At 70.0% G+C, this 19,084-nt stretch carries 15 protein-coding genes; 8 read left to right on the forward strand and 7 right to left on the reverse strand.

Going from position 1 to position 19,084, the window contains the following annotated elements:
* Positions 1-5 precede the first annotated feature (5 nt).
* Positions 6-680, reverse strand: a complete 675-nt coding sequence (locus AC6I0Y_RS04580) for a DUF3800 domain-containing protein (protein WP_497733356.1) — start codon at positions 678-680, stop codon at positions 6-8.
* Positions 681-919: 239 nt separating this feature from the next.
* Here AC6I0Y_RS04580 and AC6I0Y_RS04585 point away from each other — a divergent pair, with 239 nt between their 5' ends.
* Positions 920-1,633, forward strand: a complete 714-nt coding sequence (locus AC6I0Y_RS04585) for a hypothetical protein (protein WP_497733358.1) — start codon at positions 920-922, stop codon at positions 1,631-1,633.
* Positions 1,634-1,686: 53 nt separating this feature from the next.
* On the opposite strand, the gene AC6I0Y_RS04590 is transcribed toward AC6I0Y_RS04585, so the two are convergent.
* The 4 genes from AC6I0Y_RS04590 to AC6I0Y_RS04605 are packed head-to-tail and all read right to left on the reverse strand — an operon-like array spanning position 1,687 to position 7,039.
* Positions 1,687-2,124 (reverse strand): type III secretion system chaperone family protein, encoded by a 438-nt coding sequence (locus AC6I0Y_RS04590; RefSeq protein WP_497733360.1) that lies wholly within the window; start codon positions 2,122-2,124, stop codon positions 1,687-1,689.
* Positions 2,125-2,161: 37 nt separating this feature from the next.
* Positions 2,162-2,584, reverse strand: coding sequence for a hypothetical protein (locus tag AC6I0Y_RS04595; RefSeq protein WP_497733362.1), 423 nt, complete (start codon positions 2,582-2,584; stop codon positions 2,162-2,164).
* On the reverse strand, positions 2,568-5,972 hold the full coding sequence (locus AC6I0Y_RS04600; RefSeq protein ID WP_497733364.1) for an AAA family ATPase: 3,405 nt from the start codon (positions 5,970-5,972) through the stop codon (positions 2,568-2,570). The genes AC6I0Y_RS04595 and AC6I0Y_RS04600 overlap by 17 nt, the downstream gene beginning before the upstream one ends.
* The gene (locus AC6I0Y_RS04605; RefSeq protein ID WP_160708274.1) at positions 5,969-7,039 is read right to left on the reverse strand and encodes a helix-turn-helix transcriptional regulator; all 1,071 of its coding nucleotides are present in this window, start codon (positions 7,037-7,039) and stop codon (positions 5,969-5,971) included. Before AC6I0Y_RS04605 ends, AC6I0Y_RS04600 begins: the two co-directional genes overlap by 4 nt.
* A gap of 172 nt (positions 7,040-7,211) precedes the next feature.
* Here AC6I0Y_RS04605 and AC6I0Y_RS04610 point away from each other — a divergent pair, with 172 nt between their 5' ends.
* On the forward strand, positions 7,212-7,730 hold the full coding sequence (locus AC6I0Y_RS04610) for an HIRAN domain-containing protein (protein WP_497733366.1): 519 nt from the start codon (positions 7,212-7,214) through the stop codon (positions 7,728-7,730).
* Positions 7,731-8,127: 397 nt separating this feature from the next.
* On the forward strand, positions 8,128-8,997 hold the full coding sequence (locus tag AC6I0Y_RS04615) for an SEL1-like repeat protein (RefSeq protein ID WP_497733368.1): 870 nt from the start codon (positions 8,128-8,130) through the stop codon (positions 8,995-8,997).
* A 721-nt stretch (positions 8,998-9,718) separates the two neighbouring features.
* Here AC6I0Y_RS04615 and AC6I0Y_RS04620 read toward each other — a convergent pair.
* A complete protein-coding gene (locus AC6I0Y_RS04620) occupies positions 9,719-10,576 on the reverse strand; it encodes a TlpA family protein disulfide reductase (RefSeq protein ID WP_497733370.1) in 858 nt (285 codons plus the stop codon).
* A 16-nt stretch (positions 10,577-10,592) separates the two neighbouring features.
* Positions 10,593-11,255 (reverse strand): cytochrome c biogenesis CcdA family protein, encoded by a 663-nt coding sequence (locus tag AC6I0Y_RS04625; protein ID WP_497733372.1) that lies wholly within the window; start codon positions 11,253-11,255, stop codon positions 10,593-10,595.
* A gap of 536 nt (positions 11,256-11,791) precedes the next feature.
* On the opposite strand from AC6I0Y_RS04625, the gene AC6I0Y_RS04630 reads away from it, so the two are divergent.
* The 5 genes from AC6I0Y_RS04630 (at position 11,792) to AC6I0Y_RS04650 (ending at position 19,009) form a co-directional block, all read left to right on the forward strand.
* Positions 11,792-13,336, forward strand: a complete 1,545-nt coding sequence (locus AC6I0Y_RS04630; RefSeq protein ID WP_497733374.1) for a cellulase family glycosylhydrolase — start codon at positions 11,792-11,794, stop codon at positions 13,334-13,336.
* A gap of 251 nt (positions 13,337-13,587) precedes the next feature.
* A complete protein-coding gene (locus AC6I0Y_RS04635; protein ID WP_497733376.1) occupies positions 13,588-15,153 on the forward strand; it encodes a lipase family protein in 1,566 nt (521 codons plus the stop codon).
* 32 nt (positions 15,154-15,185) lie between these two features.
* On the forward strand, positions 15,186-15,371 hold the full coding sequence (locus AC6I0Y_RS04640; protein ID WP_160709105.1) for a hypothetical protein: 186 nt from the start codon (positions 15,186-15,188) through the stop codon (positions 15,369-15,371).
* A 69-nt stretch (positions 15,372-15,440) separates the two neighbouring features.
* Positions 15,441-17,114 (forward strand): DUF2779 domain-containing protein, encoded by a 1,674-nt coding sequence (locus tag AC6I0Y_RS04645; RefSeq protein WP_497733378.1) that lies wholly within the window; start codon positions 15,441-15,443, stop codon positions 17,112-17,114.
* Positions 17,115-17,245: 131 nt separating this feature from the next.
* Positions 17,246-19,009, forward strand: coding sequence for a DUF2130 domain-containing protein (locus AC6I0Y_RS04650; RefSeq protein ID WP_497733380.1), 1,764 nt, complete (start codon positions 17,246-17,248; stop codon positions 19,007-19,009).
* The last annotated feature ends 75 nt before the right edge of the window (positions 19,010-19,084 follow it).

Here is a 19,084-nt window from a genome sequence, read left to right on the forward strand (position 1 = left end):
GAGCCTTAGCGAGCGAGCCGCTTGCGCCTGAGCGGCCTGAGGTAGTTCTTCCTGAACGTCCCTGAGCTGCCGAACATCCTCTCGTCGGTGGAGGTGGCCTCCTTGTTCGCGAACTTCACGGCGGCAAGCTCGAGCGCGCAGAGCAGGTCTGCCGCCTGCGTGAGCATGAAGTCGGAAGCGTGATAGGTGCGGTGCAGGACGCTGCTCTTCGCGAGAGCCTGCTCGAAGGCGGAGTAAAGCGCATGGGCGACAATGGTCTGCCCGTCATCGTAGTAGATCTTCACCCTGTCGAAAGTCTGGAAGAAGGAAAGGCGATCACGGAGCAGAGAGGCGATGTCCCGGCGCATCTTGGCAACGAGCGCATCGTTTCCGTCAAACTCGCTTCGGCGGTAGACAAGCGAGTGATAGACGACGGGGAGATGCTGCGCGTCGATGAAGAACAGCTGGAAGTACGCCTTCCTCGTTTTGAGATCAAGGTTCTCGAAGGCGCCGTGGCCATGCATAAGGGGTCCGGCGTGGAAGGGGGTGTCTGCAAACCCTCTCTTCCTGAGCCCTTTGGCGTGTCGGGCCAAGTGCTCCTCCAGGCTATCGGATTGATCGTGGAACACGAGGGTGAGGACGTAATACTTGGAGCGACCACCTTGGTCGCCTGATTCGTCGACGAACACCCCCCAGATCACCCACGGCACCCCTCCTGATATAGCATAGAAGGGGGATTGATGTCTGCGGGAATAGGGAAACCTATAATTTGGTGGTGCAAGCTTAGTTTTCCCTTTGCCGGCTGGTTGGGAGCGAGGGGGGTTGCTGATGGGTGTAATTTGGAGAGGTGTTTCTTATGAAATATGGGGAAGATCAGGGAGAGCACGAGTTATCTGTCTTGCGGCGAGTTCGTTGCGGTATTAAGGGGTTCGATATTAGTATGTTCTTCGGATGCACCTCTGAAGATGTCGATAGGATACGTTCAGCATTAAAGGAAGTGAGGCAGAACCCGGAGACATCGTTTCCTGATTTCTTTAGTCCTAGGGCGTGCGTCGAGTTGTTTAGAATTTCGTCTTCCGAGCAAGGGCTGCGTGGGGGCCCGGCTCAAATGAGACAGGATGGAGAACTTAAAAAGACGATTGCGAAAGACGATGCGTCAGCCGCTGAGGAAGAGAATTGCGATGTCAGAGTCTATTGCAGGAATCATCCTCGCCATTCCTATGAGAGCCTGACTGCTTGCCTGAGAAAGGTTTTTGAGAAGCATATCGATAGTCTGCAGGAGCATGGCAGGGAATATGAGACAACGATCTTTGTGATTGAGTATCCGGAATGCGATTTGCACGGAATGCTCCTGCCGGATTCTGAGGTTGATTACGATGGGCTTGCGATGGGGGATCTAGTTCCCTCTTATTCGCCCGGACAAAAGGGCGATCTCTATCGACTAAGTCGAGATAAGGAAAACCTAAAATGGATGTCGAGTTATGCGGATCGGGTCGACTATGTAGTGTTCGTTGGAGTCCAGTGCGTTGAAGTCATTAATTTGCACAGAATAGATTTGCTGATTGCGTTTCTACCATGGAAGGCACGTTTTGAGGAGGGCTGTTCAATAACTTATGCCAGATCGATGTATTTGGGATCTTCGCCGAGGCCATGAAAAAAGCGGCCGGCGGGATTGATCCTGCCGACCGCTTTTGGGTTCGGGGCGCCTTACGCCCAGACGGCGCGCATGAAGTCGGCGTAGACGTCGTCGATGATGGAGGCGGTGCGGCCCACCAGCTCGGTGAGCACCTCGCCGCCGGTGGGCTCGGAGATGATGGCGTCAGCCTCGGCGATGAGGTCGTTGTCGTCGTCGATGTAGAACTTCACCCAGCGGAAGCGCGTGTTGGCGCTGTTCACGGCCAGGAGCACGGCGGCCGTCTTATCGGCGGGCACCGAGACGATGGGGGACGTGACCACCTGGGCGCTCTCACCGTCCATGTCGAAGAAGACGTGGATGCGCACGTGGTTGTAGGAGAAGTCGCCGCCGCCGAAGTTGAGGGCCACGAGGGGCTTGTCGCCCTCGGCCACGTCGATGCGGTCGAACTTGAGCCCGTGGGCCTCGAGGGCGCGCTCGAAGTCGAGGGCCTGGGATTCTGCGTCTGCCATGGTGATCCTTTCGCCGGTTTCTGCTGCCATGCCTATGTTAGCGCTCTTGGGGCGCGACGGCATTCAGAATGTCCTCGCAGGCGCGCAGCTCGCTGACGAACCGCGCTCTCTCCTCGGCGGCTTGCAGCTCCTCGGGCGTGGGGGCGTCCTCGGCCGGCTGCGCCGCGACGGACGCGGGGTCGGCCTCGGGCTCGGCTGAGGCGGTGCCAGCGGACGTCGCCTCAGCAAGGGCGTCCTCGGAGGTCGGCGTGGGCGTCGTGGCTGGGGCGGGCGCGCCTGGCGCCGGCTGAGCGTCAGGCGCCGCCGGCGTCGTCCCCTCGGCGTTCGCGCAGGCCGGCTTGACGTCCCCAGGTGCAGCCTGGCCCTCCTCCGCGGCCTCGCGGGCCTCTTTCACGCCCTTGCCGCCCAGGGCCGCCTTCAAGCTGGCCAGCAGGTCGGATTCTTCAGGCTTGGTGCTCATCGTCGTGCTCCTTGATCGTGCTCTCATCTGTCATGGCCGGGGCGGAGGCCTCCTCGGCGGCAGGGGATTGGTGGCGCTCCCAGAGCGCCGCGATCTCCTCGCCGCGCAGCGTCTGCCCCGCGAGCAGCGCGTCGCGCAGCTCCTCGAAGGCCTCCTGGTTCTCCTCGATGACCGTGCGCGCCCGCTCGAGCGCCGCGGCCAGCAGGTCGTTCATCTGGGCCAGCACGGCGGCTGGCAGCTCGGCGGTCTTGCACGCGTCCGGCCCGCCCGCCGGCGGCACCAGCTGCACGAGGCCCGCCTCAGACATGCCGAAGGTGGCCGCGTAGGAGCGGGCGCAAGCCGTGGCCTGGGCCAGATCGGAGCTGTTGCCGGCCGAGAACGCGCCGCATTCCCGCTCCTCGGCGGCCATGCCCGCCATGAGCATGGCCAGCTCAGCCCGCAGGTCGGCGGCGGTAGGCAGCGGCCGGTCGCGCTTCTTCTCGTGCTGGACGTAGCCGAGGGTGCCCGTGCCCTCCTGCTCGATGGTGATGACCTTGATGTCGGTGCGGCCCGTCTCGGCGAGCCCCACCACGGCGTGTCCCGCCTCGTGGGCCGCCACGCGCCGGCGCGCCTCGGCGTCGGCGGCGTCCACCGGGTCGAGCACCGGGGTGGCCGACAGCTTGCAGAAGTGCTCGACGCCCGGCACGTCGTCGGCCTCGATGACGCGCACGTCGCCGTCCGCCCGTGCGGCGCGGCGTGCGATGACCTGCTGCACCACCTCGTCGGCGAATCGTCCGTTGCCGAAGTTCTCCACGTTGTGGAAGTAGCGCAGCGCCTCAGATGCCCGGGCGAGCGCGCCCTCTCCCAGCACGAACCCGGCGGCTTCCATCTTACGGCGGAACATCTCGGTCAGGTCATCCGGCTCGTAGTCCTCGAAGCGCAGGCGGTAGCCGATGCGCGAGGCGAGCCCCGGGTTCGCGTCCATGAACGCGCGCATGGGGCCGTCGTAGCCGGCGAGCATCACCACGAGCTCGCCCTTGCGATCCTCCATCGCCTTCACGAGCACCGCGAGCGCTTCCTGGCCCGAGGAGCTCTCTACGAGCGCGTAGGCCTCGTCGATGAACAGCACGCCGCCGAGCGCCCGCTCGATGAGCTTGGCGGTCTCCTCCGAGGTGCCGCCCACATACCAGCTGACCAGGTCTTTCGCCTGCACCTCGGTGAAGCGGTCGCCGGGCACGGCTCCGGCTGAGAACAGGATGCGCCCGATGATGCGCGCCACGGTGGTCTTGCCGGTGCCAGCCGGGCCGGTGAGCGCCATGTGCAGGTTCTGCGGCGGCAGAGCGAGGCCCTCGGCGGCAGCACGGGCGCGAAACGCCGTCACGCGCTCGATCTCGCGCACGCGCTCCTTCACCTCGGCGAGGCCCACCAAATCGGCCATGAGCTCGTCGGCGGTGCCGCACGTCCCGTCCACCACGTCCATCATCTCGCGGCGCGTGGGGATGTCGTCGGCCTCGATGACGCGGCTCGCCTCGCATCCGGCGTCGCGGGCGGCCACGGCGTGCTTGATGAGCGCGCGCTGGAGCACCTCGCAGGCGAAGCGTCCGTTGCCGAAGCTCTTGAAGCCGGCGAAGTAGCCGAACAGCTCGTCGAGGCGCGCGTCTACGCCTGGCGCCGCCTCGAAGCCCCCGCGAGCGAGCTCCTTCGAGAACACCTCGGCCAGCTCCTCGCGCGTGAGGTCGGCGAAGTGGAACGTGTAGCCGATGCGGGAGGCGAGCCCGGGGTTCGCGTCGATGAAGTCGGCCATCTCGCGCTCGTAGCCAGCCACGATGACCACCAGGTCGTCGCGGTAGTCCTCCATGAGCTTGACGAGCTCGGCCAGCGCCTCGTAGCCGAAGGAGGCGCCGTGGTGCGCGTCGGGGACGAGCGCGTAGGCCTCGTCGATGAACAGCACGCCGCCGCGAGCCCGCTGCACCACGTCGAACACCTGCTTGTCGGTGTGGCCCACGTAGCGCGCGATGAGATCCTTCGACGTGACCTCCACGCACTTGTTCTGGCTGATGATCCCTATCTTGTAGAGCATGGTGGCGATGATGCGCGCCACGGTGGTCTTGCCGGTGCCGGGGTTGCCCATGAAGGCCATGTGCAGGTTGGTCTTGGGCATGGCCAGCCCGCGTCCCTCCGCCTGCTTGGCGAACAGCGCGTAAGCCTCCAGCTGGCGGATGGTCTCCTTCACCGAGCGCAGGCCGACGATGTCGTCGAGCATCTCGGCGAGCGACGAGGAGCGGTAGCGGCTCGGCGGCAGCGTGAGGGTGCCCCGCGCGTTGGCCGTCTTGGCCAGATAGTCGGCGAGCTCCTTGCCCCTGAAGGGCAAGATGTCCATGTTGAACTCGACAAACGCGATGAACTCGTCGCGGAAGGCATCGTCGGCCTCGGCGCGGAGGGCCTCGTCGAGCTCGTCGAGGTAGAGCTCGTAGACGTCGGCGGCGGAAAGCCCCGCCAGCTCGAGGCGGTGCTCGCCGAGGAGCAGCTCGAGGGTGGGGGAGAGCCCGAGGAACCGCGCGAGCTCGCCCTTGGTGCCGGCGAGCACGAGGTAGCGGTGATCCACCACGTGCCCGAAGCGCTCCACCAGGTAGCGGGCGGAGAAGTCGCGCTCGGGATCGCGCTCGAAGAAGTCGTCGAGCCGGTCGACCACGTAGAGGCGCCGCGCTGCGAGGTTCTCGTCACGCGTGGCGTGGAAGGTGGCCTCCACGGGGTTGACCGAGCGCAGGAGCGCGCCGATGTGGCGGCGCTCGAGGGCGTCCTCGTCGATCTTGCCCATCTTCGCGAGGATGTGGGCCAGATCGGCCGTGAACTCGTCGAGGTAGGTATCGTCATCCACCACGAGCACGCCGGCGAAGTCGTCCTCCGAGCGGGCGAGCAGCAGGTTGAGCGCCGTGTCCGAGCGGATGAGGCGCGGGCCCCACGTGCGGCGGAAGCGCGCGATGGCGCGCGACACGTCGAGCGCCTCCGAGTAGAGCGGGATGACGGTGGCGCCCAGGTCGTCAAGGGCGCGGAAGCACGCGGCCAGGGCGAAGGGGCAGAGCGCGCGCGGGCAGGCGTCGCCGCGCGAGCACTTGAGGTCGGCGTGGCCCTGCTTCATGACGGCGCCGCGCGCCCGCGGCAGCGTGCCGTCCAGGAGCGCGCAGGCTCCGGACTCCACGCAGCTCGCGGCCACGGAGGCCGCGGCGGCGGGGTCGGCGAGCTCGAAGCCGATGGCCTGCCCGCCGAGGGCCGCGTCCTCCACCACGGCCACGAGGCCCTCATCGAAGAGGGCGGTTGCGGCGGCGAGGGCGGCGGCGTCCTCGACCGCGAGGTTGTCAAGGACCGACTCGACGTCGGTGCGCGTGTAGGTGAGCGCGCGGCGCATCATGCGGCGCCTCCTTCCTCATCGCGCCCGGCGGGGACGCCTGGCGCGTCTGCTGCTTTTTCGTCGGGCGCGCCGTCCTCTTCCGCCAGGCCGTGGGCGTCGAGGATGGCGCGCAGGTGCGCGGCGTAGGCGCGGGCCAGCGCGGTGGGCTTCTCCACCACCACCGCGTCGCCGAACTGGGCGAGCCAGCCGAAGAGCACGGGGCTTTCCATGGCGGTGACGGCTACGCGCGTCCAGCCCTCGTCGGCTGGCGTGGCCGTCACGTCACGGCCGAACCGGTCGATGACGCCGCTCATCGCGTCATCGCGGACGAGCAGCGTCAGGGGCACCGGATCGCCGCGGTACATCCCGAAGGCGCGGCGCTCATGCTCGGCCACGTCGAAGGAGGCGATGACCTCGTTGCGTGTGGACGGCTCGTCGGTGATCATGAGCGAGGACATGCGGTCGACCCGGTAGGTGGCCAGGTCGGCGTGCTTGTCGTTGTAGGTGATGAGGTAGTAGAAGCCGTCGCTGTACACGAGGTGCACGGGCGTCTCCACGTAGGGCTTGCCGTCGTGCTGGAGCACGCGCTTCTTGCCCGGTCCGTACTTGAAGTACTTGAACGACACCTTGCGCCGTTCGCGCAGGGCCTCGTGGATGCAGTCGACGTGGGAGAAGACGCTCTCGTTCTGCGTCCGCACGCGGCCCTCGACGTGGGTGCGCTTGGCGAGCGAGCGCGCCTGGTGGCGCGAGCCGAGGGTCTTGAGGGAACGCACGAGCGAGTCGGACTTGGCCTGGGTGAGGAAGCGCGAGCCTTGGACGGCGTCGGCGAGGAGCAGCAGCTCGGGCTGGGAGAACGAGCGCTTGACGAGGGCATACTCGACGGGACGGCGCGGCAGCGTGCCGATGTCCAACCCGAAGGAGCGCAGCGCCTCGATGTCGCGGTAGATGGCCTTGCGCTCAGCGGCGATGCCGCGCGCGGCCAGGTACTCGATGATCTGGGGCATGGTGAGCCCGTGGTCGGGGTCGGTCTCCTCGTGGAAGAGGCGAACGAGGTGGAGAAGCTTGAGCTTCTGGTTCTCCTGGGCCATGGGGCTTCCTCCTGATGGCGCGCCGCAGCTGCTCCCCGCCGATGGCGAAAGAGCTTAACGAGTCCCAATTATAGTACAGCCCGGCATGATGGGGCGACTAAGATGGCGACATTCGGACAAGCATTCGCGACCGGTGGGTCCCACGGGGCGTGCCGAGGGTCAGGAGGTAGCCATGGAATCGAGGATCATCGCGTTCAGCCAGGCGGGCGCGGATGCGGCTCGCGCGTGCGGAGAGGGGAGCGCTGTGCGGTTCGGGCAGGACGCGGGCGCGGGGCGCCCTGTGCTCGGATGGGCGGGTGGCGCGCAGGCGGCTGGCTGCGCGGGGCACGACGCGGGCGGCGCCGCGCGCCGGCGGGTGCACGGGGTCGCGGACGACGCGCGGTCGGTGTGCCTGGTGGATGAGACGGCGGTGGCCGGCACGCGCCACGTGCCGGGGGTGCGGGCGCTGGTCGACGGGCTTGCGCCCGGCGACGAGCTGGCCTTCGTGCGCGACCGCCGCAACCCCTACGATCCCTGGGCGACGGAGGTGCGCGACGAGCGCGGCAACCGCTTGGGCTATGTGTCGTGCGAGCACAACGAGGTGGTGGCGCGGCTGCTGGACGGCGGCCGCGACGTGGCGGGCCTGGTGGGGTCGGTGGATCAGCTGGGCAACTGGACGCGCATCCAGATGGAGGTGAGGCTCTATGCCTAGCGGGGCGATGGCGTCGGTCGGCACGGTGCCGGCGGGTGTGGCGTGGATAGGGCGCAGGGCGGGTGCGGGGGCATCGGAGGCGGCGTCCGCGCAGCCGATGGCGCCGGCGAGCGCGGCCGGCGCGGCGGCCTGGCCTTGGCGGCTGGCAGGCGTGGGGGCATCGTTGCGGGCGGCAGCGTCGGGAGCCGGGTGCGCGGACGCGTCAGAAGCTGCGGCGAGCTCGTGCCTGGCGTCGGCGTCGGCGGGCGCGGCGTCGCGGGGCCCGGCGGCCCGCGCGGCCCGGCCCACGCGCCGGCCGGGCCCCTCCCGGGGGGCCTTCCCGGTCAGCGCGGCGTCGCGTAGAGCGCAGGTGGGGTTGGGTGCGCGAGCGGCCTGGCTCTTGTTCGGCTCGCCGAGTATGCGACGTGCCAACGGCGGCGCCGAGGCGAGCCTCGTGCCGGCGGGGCTGCGCGGTGAGCGCTGGCGCGCCCGGCGCGCGGCCACGCCCGTCTTCGCCGTGGATCGACGGGGGAGGGGCGCTGCCGAGCGCCTGCCGCGCGTGTGGGTGAGCGAGCCGGCTTTCGACGCCCGGACGGGCGCGCGGGTGGGCCGTGAGCTTGTCGGATCCTATCCCAACGACCGCGACCACGGCGGCACGGCGGCCCGCGCGCTCGCCGACGCCTACTTCGGCGAGGCGCTTGCCCTCTCCGCATCCGAGGACGCGGCCCTGCGGGTTGAGTGCTTTCGCGCTGCCGAGTTGCTCTACCTGCATGCCGCCGAGCGCGGGAACGCGGGCGCCTGGGCGCGGCTGGGGGTTATCTACCGCGATGACCTGGGGCAGGGCCGCTACTGGCAGACGCGCCTGGAGGAGCGCGCCCTCCATACGGCGCCCCGCCCGCTCGCGGCGCGCGCGGCCGCGAGCTTCCGGCGCGGGGCCGAGGCGGGCGATGCGGAGGCCTGCTGGGCCCTGGGGGATCTGGTGGCCGACGGCGTGGGGCAGTTGGCCGATCCCGAGCGCGGCCTGGCCTGGTATCGCCGTGCCCTCGTCGTTGCCGAGCGTGCGGGCGATGACGCGGCCCTCGGCAACGCGGCTCTGCGCCTGGCCCGCGCCTTCGAGGGAGCGCGTGGCTGCGCCCATTCCTTCGAGGAGGCGCTCGCGTGGTACGAGCGTGCATCCGAGGCGCTTGCGCGGGCCGAGGAGGCGGGCGGGTGGTTCTTCAAGCGCCCCCTGCGCGAGGCGCGTGTCGGCGCGCGCCGCATGGCGCAGGAGATCCACGGCGGGTACTAGGGCGCGGCGGGGCGAGGGCCGCGCGGCCCGCCGCGTTCGCGCGCTCCGCCGGAGCCCCGCGTCCAGCTGACCCCGCGCGTCCGGTGCCTCCTGCTGGGGCCCTCCTGTGCCCCGCCGACTCCCGCGCGCTCTGCCGGAGCCCCCCTGCGCCCGGTGCCTTCCGCGGGGACCTTCCGCGCGCCCTGCCGACCCTCCACACGCCCGGTGCCTTCCGCCGGGACTCTCCCGCTCGCCCGTGCCGACTCCCGCGCGCTCCGTCGGAGCGCTCCTGAGTCCTGCCGACTCCCGCGCCCGGTGCCTTCCGCCGGGACCCTCCCGCTCGCCCGTGCCGACCCCTGCGCGCTCCGTCGGAGCTCCCTGCGCCCGGTGCCTTCCGCTGGAGCTTCCCTGCGCCCTGCCGATCCTCCCATGCGCCCAACTGGCCCCCCCGCGTCCCCGGCTCCGCCCCCCCCCCCTCTCTCTTCTGCACAGTTCTTTCGACTTTGCAACAAACGCAGGGCGTTTTCGCTGCCTATCGCCCGCTCGTCAGGGCGTTACATGTTTCACCCCTTTATTAATCTCGATTGAGAATAACGGTGAGCTGGGACGATAGAACGCATTTGTTTCGCGTTGGCAGAGCGCCTCGGCGAGGCCGTCGCAAAGTCGAAAGAACTGTGCAGAAGGGGGCGCGAAGGAGCGAGCGCGCCCCACGGCCGCTGCCCCCCGCCTCCCGGGGAGGGCCCTACGACGCGATGAGCTCGATTCCCTGCTCGAGCTTCGCCTCGCTCAGGGCGCCCATGGCGCGCGCGGTCACGGTGCCGTCGGCGGCGATGAACCAGGTCTGCGGGATGGAGTTCACGCCGTAGGCGCGCGCTGCCGAGCTGTTCTGATCGAAGAAGGCGGGGAAGGTGTAGTGCTCGCTCGTGATGAGGCGCGTCGCGGTCTCGCGGGTCTCGCCGTTCATCCCGGTCATGTTGACCATGAGGAACTGCACGTCGTCGCCGTAGCGCTGGAAGGCAGCTTGAAACGCGGGCATCTCGCTTTGGCAGGGCCCGCACCAGCTGGCCCAGAAATTGAGCACGACGGGCTTCCCCCGGAAGTCCGCCAGCGTGACCTCGCGGCCCTCGGCGTCCACAGCGGTGAAGTCGGGGGCGGTCACGGGCTGAGACGCGGCGCCCTTTCCGCTGCCCTGGGCGTCGCGGCCGGTCGTGTCCTCCTCGCCCGGCAGGCTGGACGACGGTGCCTTCCCGGCGGCGTCCTTGTAGGCGGGCTCGGCCACTAGATCGGCCTTTTCGGCTGCGGGCGCGAGCACGCTGTAGGCCGCGCCGGCACCCACGAGCAGCACGGCGAAGGCGACGGCGCAGATGACGAGCGTGCGATGGCTCGTGCGGTCGCGAGCTGCCTTGAGGCCCTCGGCGTCAGGGGTGCTCTCGGGCTGGCGGGACGGCTCATCCGGCGCGACGGGCGCCTCGCCGTGCGGGGCGACGCCGGCGCCCTCCGCATCAGGGCTGTCCCCGCCCGCCGCAGCGCGCCGAGGGCCTTCCTCGTCCAGGGGAGTCTTCGCCTCGTCGAGCTTTTCCCTTGCGTTCTTCTCTTCCATGGGGTGCGTCCTTTCCCTAGCTCAGCAGTGCGAGCAGGTTGCCCAGCAGACCCGTGGCCATGAGGATGCCCACGGCCGCCAGGAACCAGCCGCATGCCTTGGTGATGACGTCGTAGTGGCGCTTGATGGCATCGAAGGCGCCCTTCAGCTTGTCGATGAGTACGGCGGCCAGCACGAAGGGCAGCCCGAGGCCGGCCGAGTAGCACAGCAGCATGACCACGCCCACCGCCACCGATCCTTGGGTGGAGGCCAGCATGAGCGCCGAGCCGAGGAAGGCGCCGACGCAGGGGGTCCAGCCGACGGAGAACACCACGCCGAAGGCGGCCGAGGAGAGAAATCCCAGTTGGCGGCCGGCCATCGAGGCATTCGCGCCGCGTAGGAAGCCGAGTTTCACCACGCCGAGGAAGTACAGCCCGAAGAAGACGACCACCGCGCCGCAGATAACGTTGACGATGCCCTGGTACGCGATGAGAAACGCCCCGAGGGTGGAGGCGAGCGCGCCCATGGCCACGAACACGGTGGTAAACCCGAGCACGAACCCGAGCGCGTTCTTGAGCACCGTGCGCGTGGAGGACTCCTCGCCGGCTGCGAAGTAGGTGACGTAGAGCGGGATCATGGGCAGCAAGCAGGGGGAGACGAAGGTCACGATGCCCTCGAGGAACGAGATGAGGTACTGCATGCCGGTCGCCTTCCTGGTTGGAGCGCCCGCGGGCGCCGTCGGTCACCGGGGAAGTATAGCAGCGGCGCCGCGGGCGGCAGGTGCGCCGGGCGGATTGTTGGCGTTTGCTTACCCGGCGGGCGGATGCGGCGGTCCCGGATGCGTCCGATGCCGCTTTTCGCGCGCGAGATGGCCCTCCCACAAGGCGACGCCTCTTCGACGCCATCCCCCAATGCCACTTTTCGCGCGCGAGATGGCACTAATTGGCGATTTGGTACGGTGCTGGCGCCTGGCTTTCGACCTTACTGCTTTTTTCGCGGGTGAGTTCCAGGCGTTTTCCCAGGTGACGGTTTTTCTTGGTGAACTTTTTTGCTCTGCGAGTCGCAGCGAGGCGTACCAAACTGCCAATTAGTGCCATCCTGGGCGAAAAAAGTGGCTGTGGCTGCCTGCCGGCTGCTGCGCGGGCGTTCCCGCCGAGGATCTTGGGCTTGTGCGAGGCGCGTCCTCGCGGCGGGATGCTATCGTGTTCGCAGGTTGTTCCCGGAAAGGAGGGGTGCATGGTCGCAGCACGTGTCGCCCGACATGCTGTGGGCGCTGCCGCCCGCCTTGTGGCGGCGCTGCTCGTCGCGGCGCTGGCCGCGGGCGGGCTTGTCGGCTGTGCCTCGTCTGCGCCCGCGCCTGCGCCGACTGCGGGGGACGCGCCTTCCGCCGATGCCACGGACGCAGGCGCCGTGTCCGGCGACGCGGCCGCGGGCGATCTGGCGTCTGGGTCGGCCGCCGCCGCGCCCTCCGCGTCCGGTGCGCTCCAGGTGTCTGGCGGGCGTCTCTGCGGCGCGGATGGTGCGCCCGTGCAGCTGCGGGGCGTGTCGACTCACGGACTGGCGTGGTTCCCGCAGTACGTGAACGCCGACCTGTTTCGCGAGCTGCGCGACGACTGGGGCGCCAACGTGGTGCGGTTGGCGCTCTACACCGCGGAGTCCGGGGGCTGGTGCACCGGCGGCGAGCACGCGGCCCTCGGCCAGCTCGTGCGCGACGGCGTGGCCTGGGCGGCCGATGCCGACCTGTACGTCATCGTCGACTGGCACGTGCTGTCAGACCAGAGCCCGCTCGTCTACGCAGACGAGGCGGTGGCGTTCTTCGAGGAGGTGTCGGCCGACCTGGCGGAGCGCGACAACGTGCTCTACGAGATCTGCAACGAGCCCAACGGGATTGCCACCTGGGACGACGTGCGTGCCTATGCTGAGCGCGTCATCCCCGCCATTCGCGCCAACGACCCGGACGCCGTCATCATCGTGGGGACGCCGGAGTGGTCGCAGCGCGTCGATGCGGCGGCTGCCGACCCGCTCGAGGGAGAGCTGGGCGAAAACGTGCTCTACGCGCTGCACTTCTACGCGGCCACTCACCAGCAGCCCCTGCGCGAGCGCATGGCCGCGGCCGTGGAGGCGGGGCTGCCGGTGTTCGTGAGCGAGTTCGGCATCTGCGATGCGAGCGGCAACGGGGCAGTGGACTACGCGTCGGCCGATGCGTGGGCGTCCCTCATGGACGATTTGGGCGTGAGCTACGTGTGCTGGAACCTGTCGAACAAGGACGAGTCGTCGGCGCTCTTCGCGGCAGGGTGCGCGAAGACGAGCGGGTTCGAGGAGGGCGACCTGAGCGCCGGGGGCCGCTGGCTGCGCGAGGTGCTCTCCGGCGCGCGGCCGGCAGGCGGGGCGTTGTCGGACGATGGGGGCGCCTCGGATGGGACGCCGGCGTCAGCGGCGCCGGCGGGCGGGGCCGGGTCGGCGTCGCCGGGTGCCGGGCCCCTTGCCGAGGCGGGGTCGACGGGCGCGCTGTCCTGGACAGCGCAGGTGCGCCAGACCTGGGAGGAAGACGGCTGGACGGTATACCTCTACGACTTGACCGTCCGCAACAACGGCGCCGCGCCCACGGACGGCTGGACGATCGAGGTGCCGGTCGACGGGGCCGTCTCGGTGAGGGAGGGCTGGAACGGCTCCTTCGACGCGGAGGGCTCGACCCTGCGCGTGGCGTCTGCCTCCTACAACGCGGCCATCCCCGCCGGCGGGCAGCTGTCCGACGTGGGTCTCATCGCCACGGGCGCCTAGCGCGTCGGCGGCATGTGCCTGGGGCGCGGAGCGGGATGCCGTCGGCGGCGCGTCGCTCCGCGGAGGCAGGGCTCGTGGCCGAGGCCTCGGGTGACAGGGGCGTAAGCTGCGCCGGTCGCCGCCTTACGATTCTGTGAGAGTGGCTCCTGCCGCCCCGCGGGGCTCGCGTGGGTGCTATCGTGTTCGCAGCTTGAATCGAGAGGGAAGGGCGAGCAGTGGCGGCTCGGGTCGTTCGACATACGATGCGCGTGATGGCCGTGGTGGCGGCCTGCCTGATGGTGGTGGCGCTCCTGGCCGTGGAGGGCCGCTATGCCGGCATTTCCGCCGGGCGGGCGCGGGCTCTGGCCGCGCCGTCGCCATCGGTGTCGGCGACGGCGGCGACGACTGGTTCCCCATGGTGCGCGGCGGAGGTCTCCTACCTCTCCGAGGCGGCTGCCGTGGCATGGATGGCGGGCGTCCCGTCCGAGAAGGCTTGCGCCTCGACGACGCTTGTGTGGGACGACTGCTGGCTTCTGGCCGACTCCGGCGACTACAACCACGACCTGGCCCGGGCCTGTGCCGTGCTCACGGCGGTGTGCAATGCCGAGTCGTGCTGGTACAGCGGGACGGCAGGCGCTCGCCCCTTCGCCGAGGAGGCCCTGGCCCAGCTCGGGTTCTCCCGCGTGCGCACCGACTCCTACGCCTGGCGCAGCAGCCTGCTCGACGAGGTGGGCGCCTTCCTCACGGGGTCGCACGAGGGCGTGGCCTACACCTTTGCCGCCAAGACGGTGGATCCGGGCGCCTGGGACGTGGCGGGGGAGGATGCCCTCGGCGGTGGCGCCCAGGACGGGGGTGCTGAGGGTCGGGGCGCGCCGGGCGCGCACGACGCCGCCTCCGGCGCCCCGTCGCCAGGCACGGGCGCCGGCGCGGACGAGGGCCCGCTCACCTTCGTGTTCGTGGGGGTGCGCGGCAGCTACGGCTTCGAGTGGCTCACCAACTTCAACCTGGGCGAGGGGCCCGACCACGGCGGCTATCGCGAGGCCGAGGCCGACCTGGCCCGTGCCCTTGCCGCCTACCTGGACGACCTGGGGGTCGATCCGGCGCGTACCCGCGTGCTGGTGACGGGTCACAGCCGCGGGGGTGCCGTGGCCAACCTGCTGGCCGCGCGCCTGAACGAGCTGGGCAGGACCTCCCAGGTGCTCGCGCCGACCGAGGGGGTCTACGCCTACACCTTCGCCTCGCCGGCGGTGAGCCGCAAGGCGGAGGAAGGGCGCTACGGCAACATCTTCAACGTGGTGAGCGCGAGCGACCCGGTGCCGCGCCTGCCGCTGGCCAGCTGGGGCTACGGCCGCCACGGCGTGACGGTGACCATCCCGCGGGCGACGGCCGCCGAGGGCGGCCTGGGCCTCGCGCCGACCCTCGACCGCGGAGGTTGCGGAGTGCCTGCCCCCGGACTGGCCCTGGCGAGCTCTGCCCCCGTGATGGGCGATTGGGGGGTCGGCGTCGCCCGCGTCCCTGCCAGCTCACCGTCGCCTGACGCGTGGCTTGCGGGCGCGGCGCGCTCGACGGCCATGGAAGCCTCCTTCCGCGCCAACACCGGCGTGGGCTTCGACGCCGCCGGCGCCTGTGAGGCGGCGGATGCGCTCGACGCCTTCGAGGGGCGCGTCGCGGCCCTCGCGAAGGCCGAGGGGCTCTTGCCGGCCGCGGGCGAGGTGGCTGACGCAGCCGCGGCCCTCTCCGCCCTGAGCCCCGCCGCCGCCCTGGCCTCCCACTACCCGGACGCCTACATCGCCTGGCTGCAGGCCCTCGACGAGGAGGACCTGGCCATCGGCGCGTGAGGGCGCGTTCGATCCGGGAAAAAGGAGACCCCATGACGCTCATAGACGTGGATGCCCTGCGGGATTGCCTGCGGGAGGAGTACGGCACGGCCATGATGGGAGGGTTTCCCGCGGCGGTGATCGACCTGGCGCGGATCGAGGGGATGGACGGCGAGGAGCTCTGCCGCTGGGCGGAGGACGCGGGGGTTGACCTGCGGCGCTTCGTCGTGGGTCCATGAGGGGCCGGCGCGGTAGAATAGGCGAACGGCCGTCAGCCGAGGGCGGCCCCTAGATGCGAAGGAGCGCCTGTGAACCTCTCTAAGTCGCGCTACACCCGTGGGGTGCAGTGCCCCAAGATGCTGTGGCTGGAGACCCACCGCCCCGAGCTGTTCGACCCCTCGGTCATGAACGAGTCGGTGCTGGCCGCGGGCAACGAGGTGGGCGATCTGGCCATGGGCTACTACGGCGCCTTCGTCGAGGTGCCCTTCCTCGAGGAGGCGGGCGGCTTCGCGGCCATGGTCGAGCTCACGGAGCGCCTGGTGGCCGCGGCAGTGCTCGCGCTGACGCGGGCGGGCGCCTCCGTTTCGTGGGACGCGTGGCCCTTCGACGAGGCCCAGGCCCGGGCGGCGGCCGACGCGCTGGCAGCCCAGGGGGCGGGCGCAGACCCGCTCGCCGCCGCGGCGGCGCAGGCCGGCTGCCCCGTCATCTGCGAGGCCACCTTCGCCGCGGATGGCGATCTGTGCATGGCCGACATCCTGCGGATCGAGCCGGACGGCGTGCGCCTGGTGGAGGTGAAGTCGTCCACCCACGTGCGCGACGTGTACCTGCATGACATGGCGTTTCAGCGTTGGGTGCTCGTCGCCTGCGGCTACCGGGTGCTGGAGACGTCGCTCATGCACGTGGACGGCTCCTACGTGCGCGCCGGCGCGATCGACCTGGCCGGGCTGTTCGCCGTGGAGGATCGCACCGAGGAGGTGCGCGCCCTTGCCGCCGGCGTGGGTGAGCGCGTGGCGCTGCTCAAGGCGGTGGCCGACGCCCCTGAGGAGCCCGCGCTCGTGGCGCCGGGGCGCGAGGGCGGGCGCGCGCCCCACGACATCGGCCCGCACTGCACGAGCCCGTATCCCTGCGGCTTTAAGGCCTGGTGCTGGCGGGACGTGCCGCGCCCCGGCGTCTTCGACTTGGCCGGCTGGCAGGCGCGCCGGCGCTTCCGCCTCTATGACGCGGGCGTGGCCACCTTCGCCGACGTGGCCGCCGAGCCGGGCCTGCGCCTAGGGGCGCTGCCCGCGCGCCAAGTCGAGGCCTGGGAGACGGGGGCCGAGGTGCTGGCCGACACGCCCGTGCTGCGCCGGTTTTTGGACGGCCTGTGGTATCCGCTCGCCTTCCTCGACTTCGAGACGTTCCAGCAGGCCGTGCCGCCCTTCGATGGCCTGCGCCCCTACGAGCAGGTGCCCTCGCAGTTCTCGCTGCATATATATGAGGGCCCGGACGCGCCGCTCCTTCACCGCGAGTTTCTGGCCGATGCTGGCGCCGACCCGCGGCGTGCCCTGGCCGAGGCCCTGGTGGCGGCCGTGCCCGAGGGAGCCTGCGTGCTCGCCTACAACATGAGCTTCGAGAAGGCGGTCATCCGCGGCTTGGCGGAGGCCTTCCCCGACCTGGCGGAGCGCCTCGAGGCCATCCGCGCGGCGGTGCGCGACCTCATGACGCCGTTCAAGGCGGGCGCCTGCTACGCGGCGGCCCAGGGCGGCTCGGTGTCGATCAAGGCGGTGCTGCCGGCGCTGTTCCCCGATAATCCGGAGCTCGACTACCATCGCCTGCCCGGCGTAGCCAACGGAAGCGAGGCCATGGCCGCCTTCGCCGACCTGGCCTCGCTGGACGCCGACGAGGCCGCCTCGGTGCGCGCGGGGCTCCTGGCCTACTGCCGCCTGGACACGCTGGCCATGGTGCGCCTGTGGGAGCGCCTGGGCGAGCTGGCGGGGGAGTAATCGGGCGGCATCCGGGCCGAAAAGCGCCCACGGTGTACCACGAAGGGGACGCCGAAGGCGCGTTCTCGCGCTAGAATGACGGGAATGAGACTGAAGAGCGCCTGTAGTCCCACAGGCTGAGAGGATGATCCATGAGCGAGATCAAGTGCCCCCACTGCGGCCAGCTGTTCACGGTGGACGAGGACGGCTACGCGGCCCTCGTGCGCCAGGTGCGTGACGAGGAGTTCCAGCGTGAGCTGGCCGCCCAGGCCGAGCGCATCGAGCAGGCCGCGGAGGCGCAGCGGCAGGCGGCCCTGGCGCAGGAGCGCGCCGCCGTCGGCGAGCAGCTGGCGGATAAGGACCGCGAGATCGCCCAGCTTCGGGCTGACGCCCGCGCCGCATCGGATGCGGCTGCACTCGACGCCGCCAAGCAGCAGGCGGCCGCCGAGCGCGCCGCTGAGTCCCTGCGCGCCGAGGCCCAGCGCGCGACGGCGGAGCGCGACGCCAGGATAGCGGAGCTCACTGCCGCGCTCGAGGGGCGCGACGCGGCGGCTGCCGCCGAGCGCGAGCTGGCCGTGCAGCAGGCGCGGGATGCGGCTGCCGCCTGCCAGCGCGAGGAGGCCCAGCGCGCCGCGGAGCGCCTGCGGGCCCTCGAGCGCGAGCGCGACGGGCTGGCCGCCGACCTCAAGGCGCGCCAGGCCGCTTTCGACGCGGAGAAGTCCCTGGCCGTGCAGCAGGCGGCCGCCGAGCTGTCCGACCAGCTTGCCGAGGCTCGCCGCGCCCGCGACGAGCTCGTGCGCGAGATGCAGTCCCAGGCGCGCGAGGCCGAGCTTCAGCAGCAGGTGGCGCTTCAGGAGGCCGCCGCGGGCGCTGAGGAGGCCCGCCGCGCCCTCGAGCGCGAGCGCGACGAGCTGGCGGGGCGCCTCGAACGCGAGCGGCTGGAGGCAGAGCGCGCTGAGGCGGCCCACGCGAGCGAGCTGGCCATCCAGCTGCGCGCGAAGGACGACATCATCGCCACGCGCGAGCGCGAGATCGACGACATGCGCCATATGCGCGCCGAGCTCTCCGTCAAGATGGTGGGGGAGAGCCTCGAGCAGTTCTGCGAGAACGAGTTCAACAAGCTGCGCGCCACCGGCTTCCAGTCTGCCGTCTTCGGCAAGGACAACGACGCCGCCGACGGCTCGAAGGGCGACTACATCTACCGCGAGCTGGACGCGGATGGCGCCGAGGTGGTCTCCATCATGTTCGAGATGAAGAACGAGGCCGAGGACTCCACCCACCGCAAGCGCAACGAGGATCACTTCAAGAAGCTCGACCACGACCGCCGTGCCAAGGGCTGCGAGTACGCGGTGCTCGTCTCGCTGCTCGAGCGCGACAGCGACTACTACAACACCGGCATCGTGGACGTGTCCTACGCCTCGGGCTTCGAGAAGATGTACGTCATCCGCCCGCAGTTCTTCATTCCCCTGATCACCCTCATCCGCAACGCGGCGCTGCGCTCGCTCGACTACCGCCGCCAGCTGGCCGAGGTGCGCCAGCAGAACGTGGACGTGACCAACTTCGAGGAGCAGCTCGACATGTTCAAGGCGGGCTTCGGACGCAACTTCGACTTGGCCCACCGCAAGTTCGAAGACGCCATCAAGGACATCGACGCCACCATCAAGAAGCTCGAGAAGATCAAGGCCGAGCTGACGAGCTCCGACAACAACCTGCGCCTGGCCAACGACAAGCTCGACAAGCTCACGGTGAAGCGGCTCACGCGCAAGAATCCCACCATGAAGGCGGCCTTCGCCGAGGCGGCCGAGCGCCGCGCCGCCGAGGGCGAGGCCTCGGGCGGCGCGAACGGATGGGAGCTTGCCGACGAGGACGACGACATCCTTGAGGTGGAGCTCGTAGAGGAGGACGCCGACGCATAGCGCCTTGCGCTGCCTGCCTGCGGCCCGGCTCCTATTGCGGGGGCCGGGCCGTTTTCGTCCTGCACGCAGGGCGGC

This window comes from Adlercreutzia sp. St.1H8 (assembly GCF_059728655.1).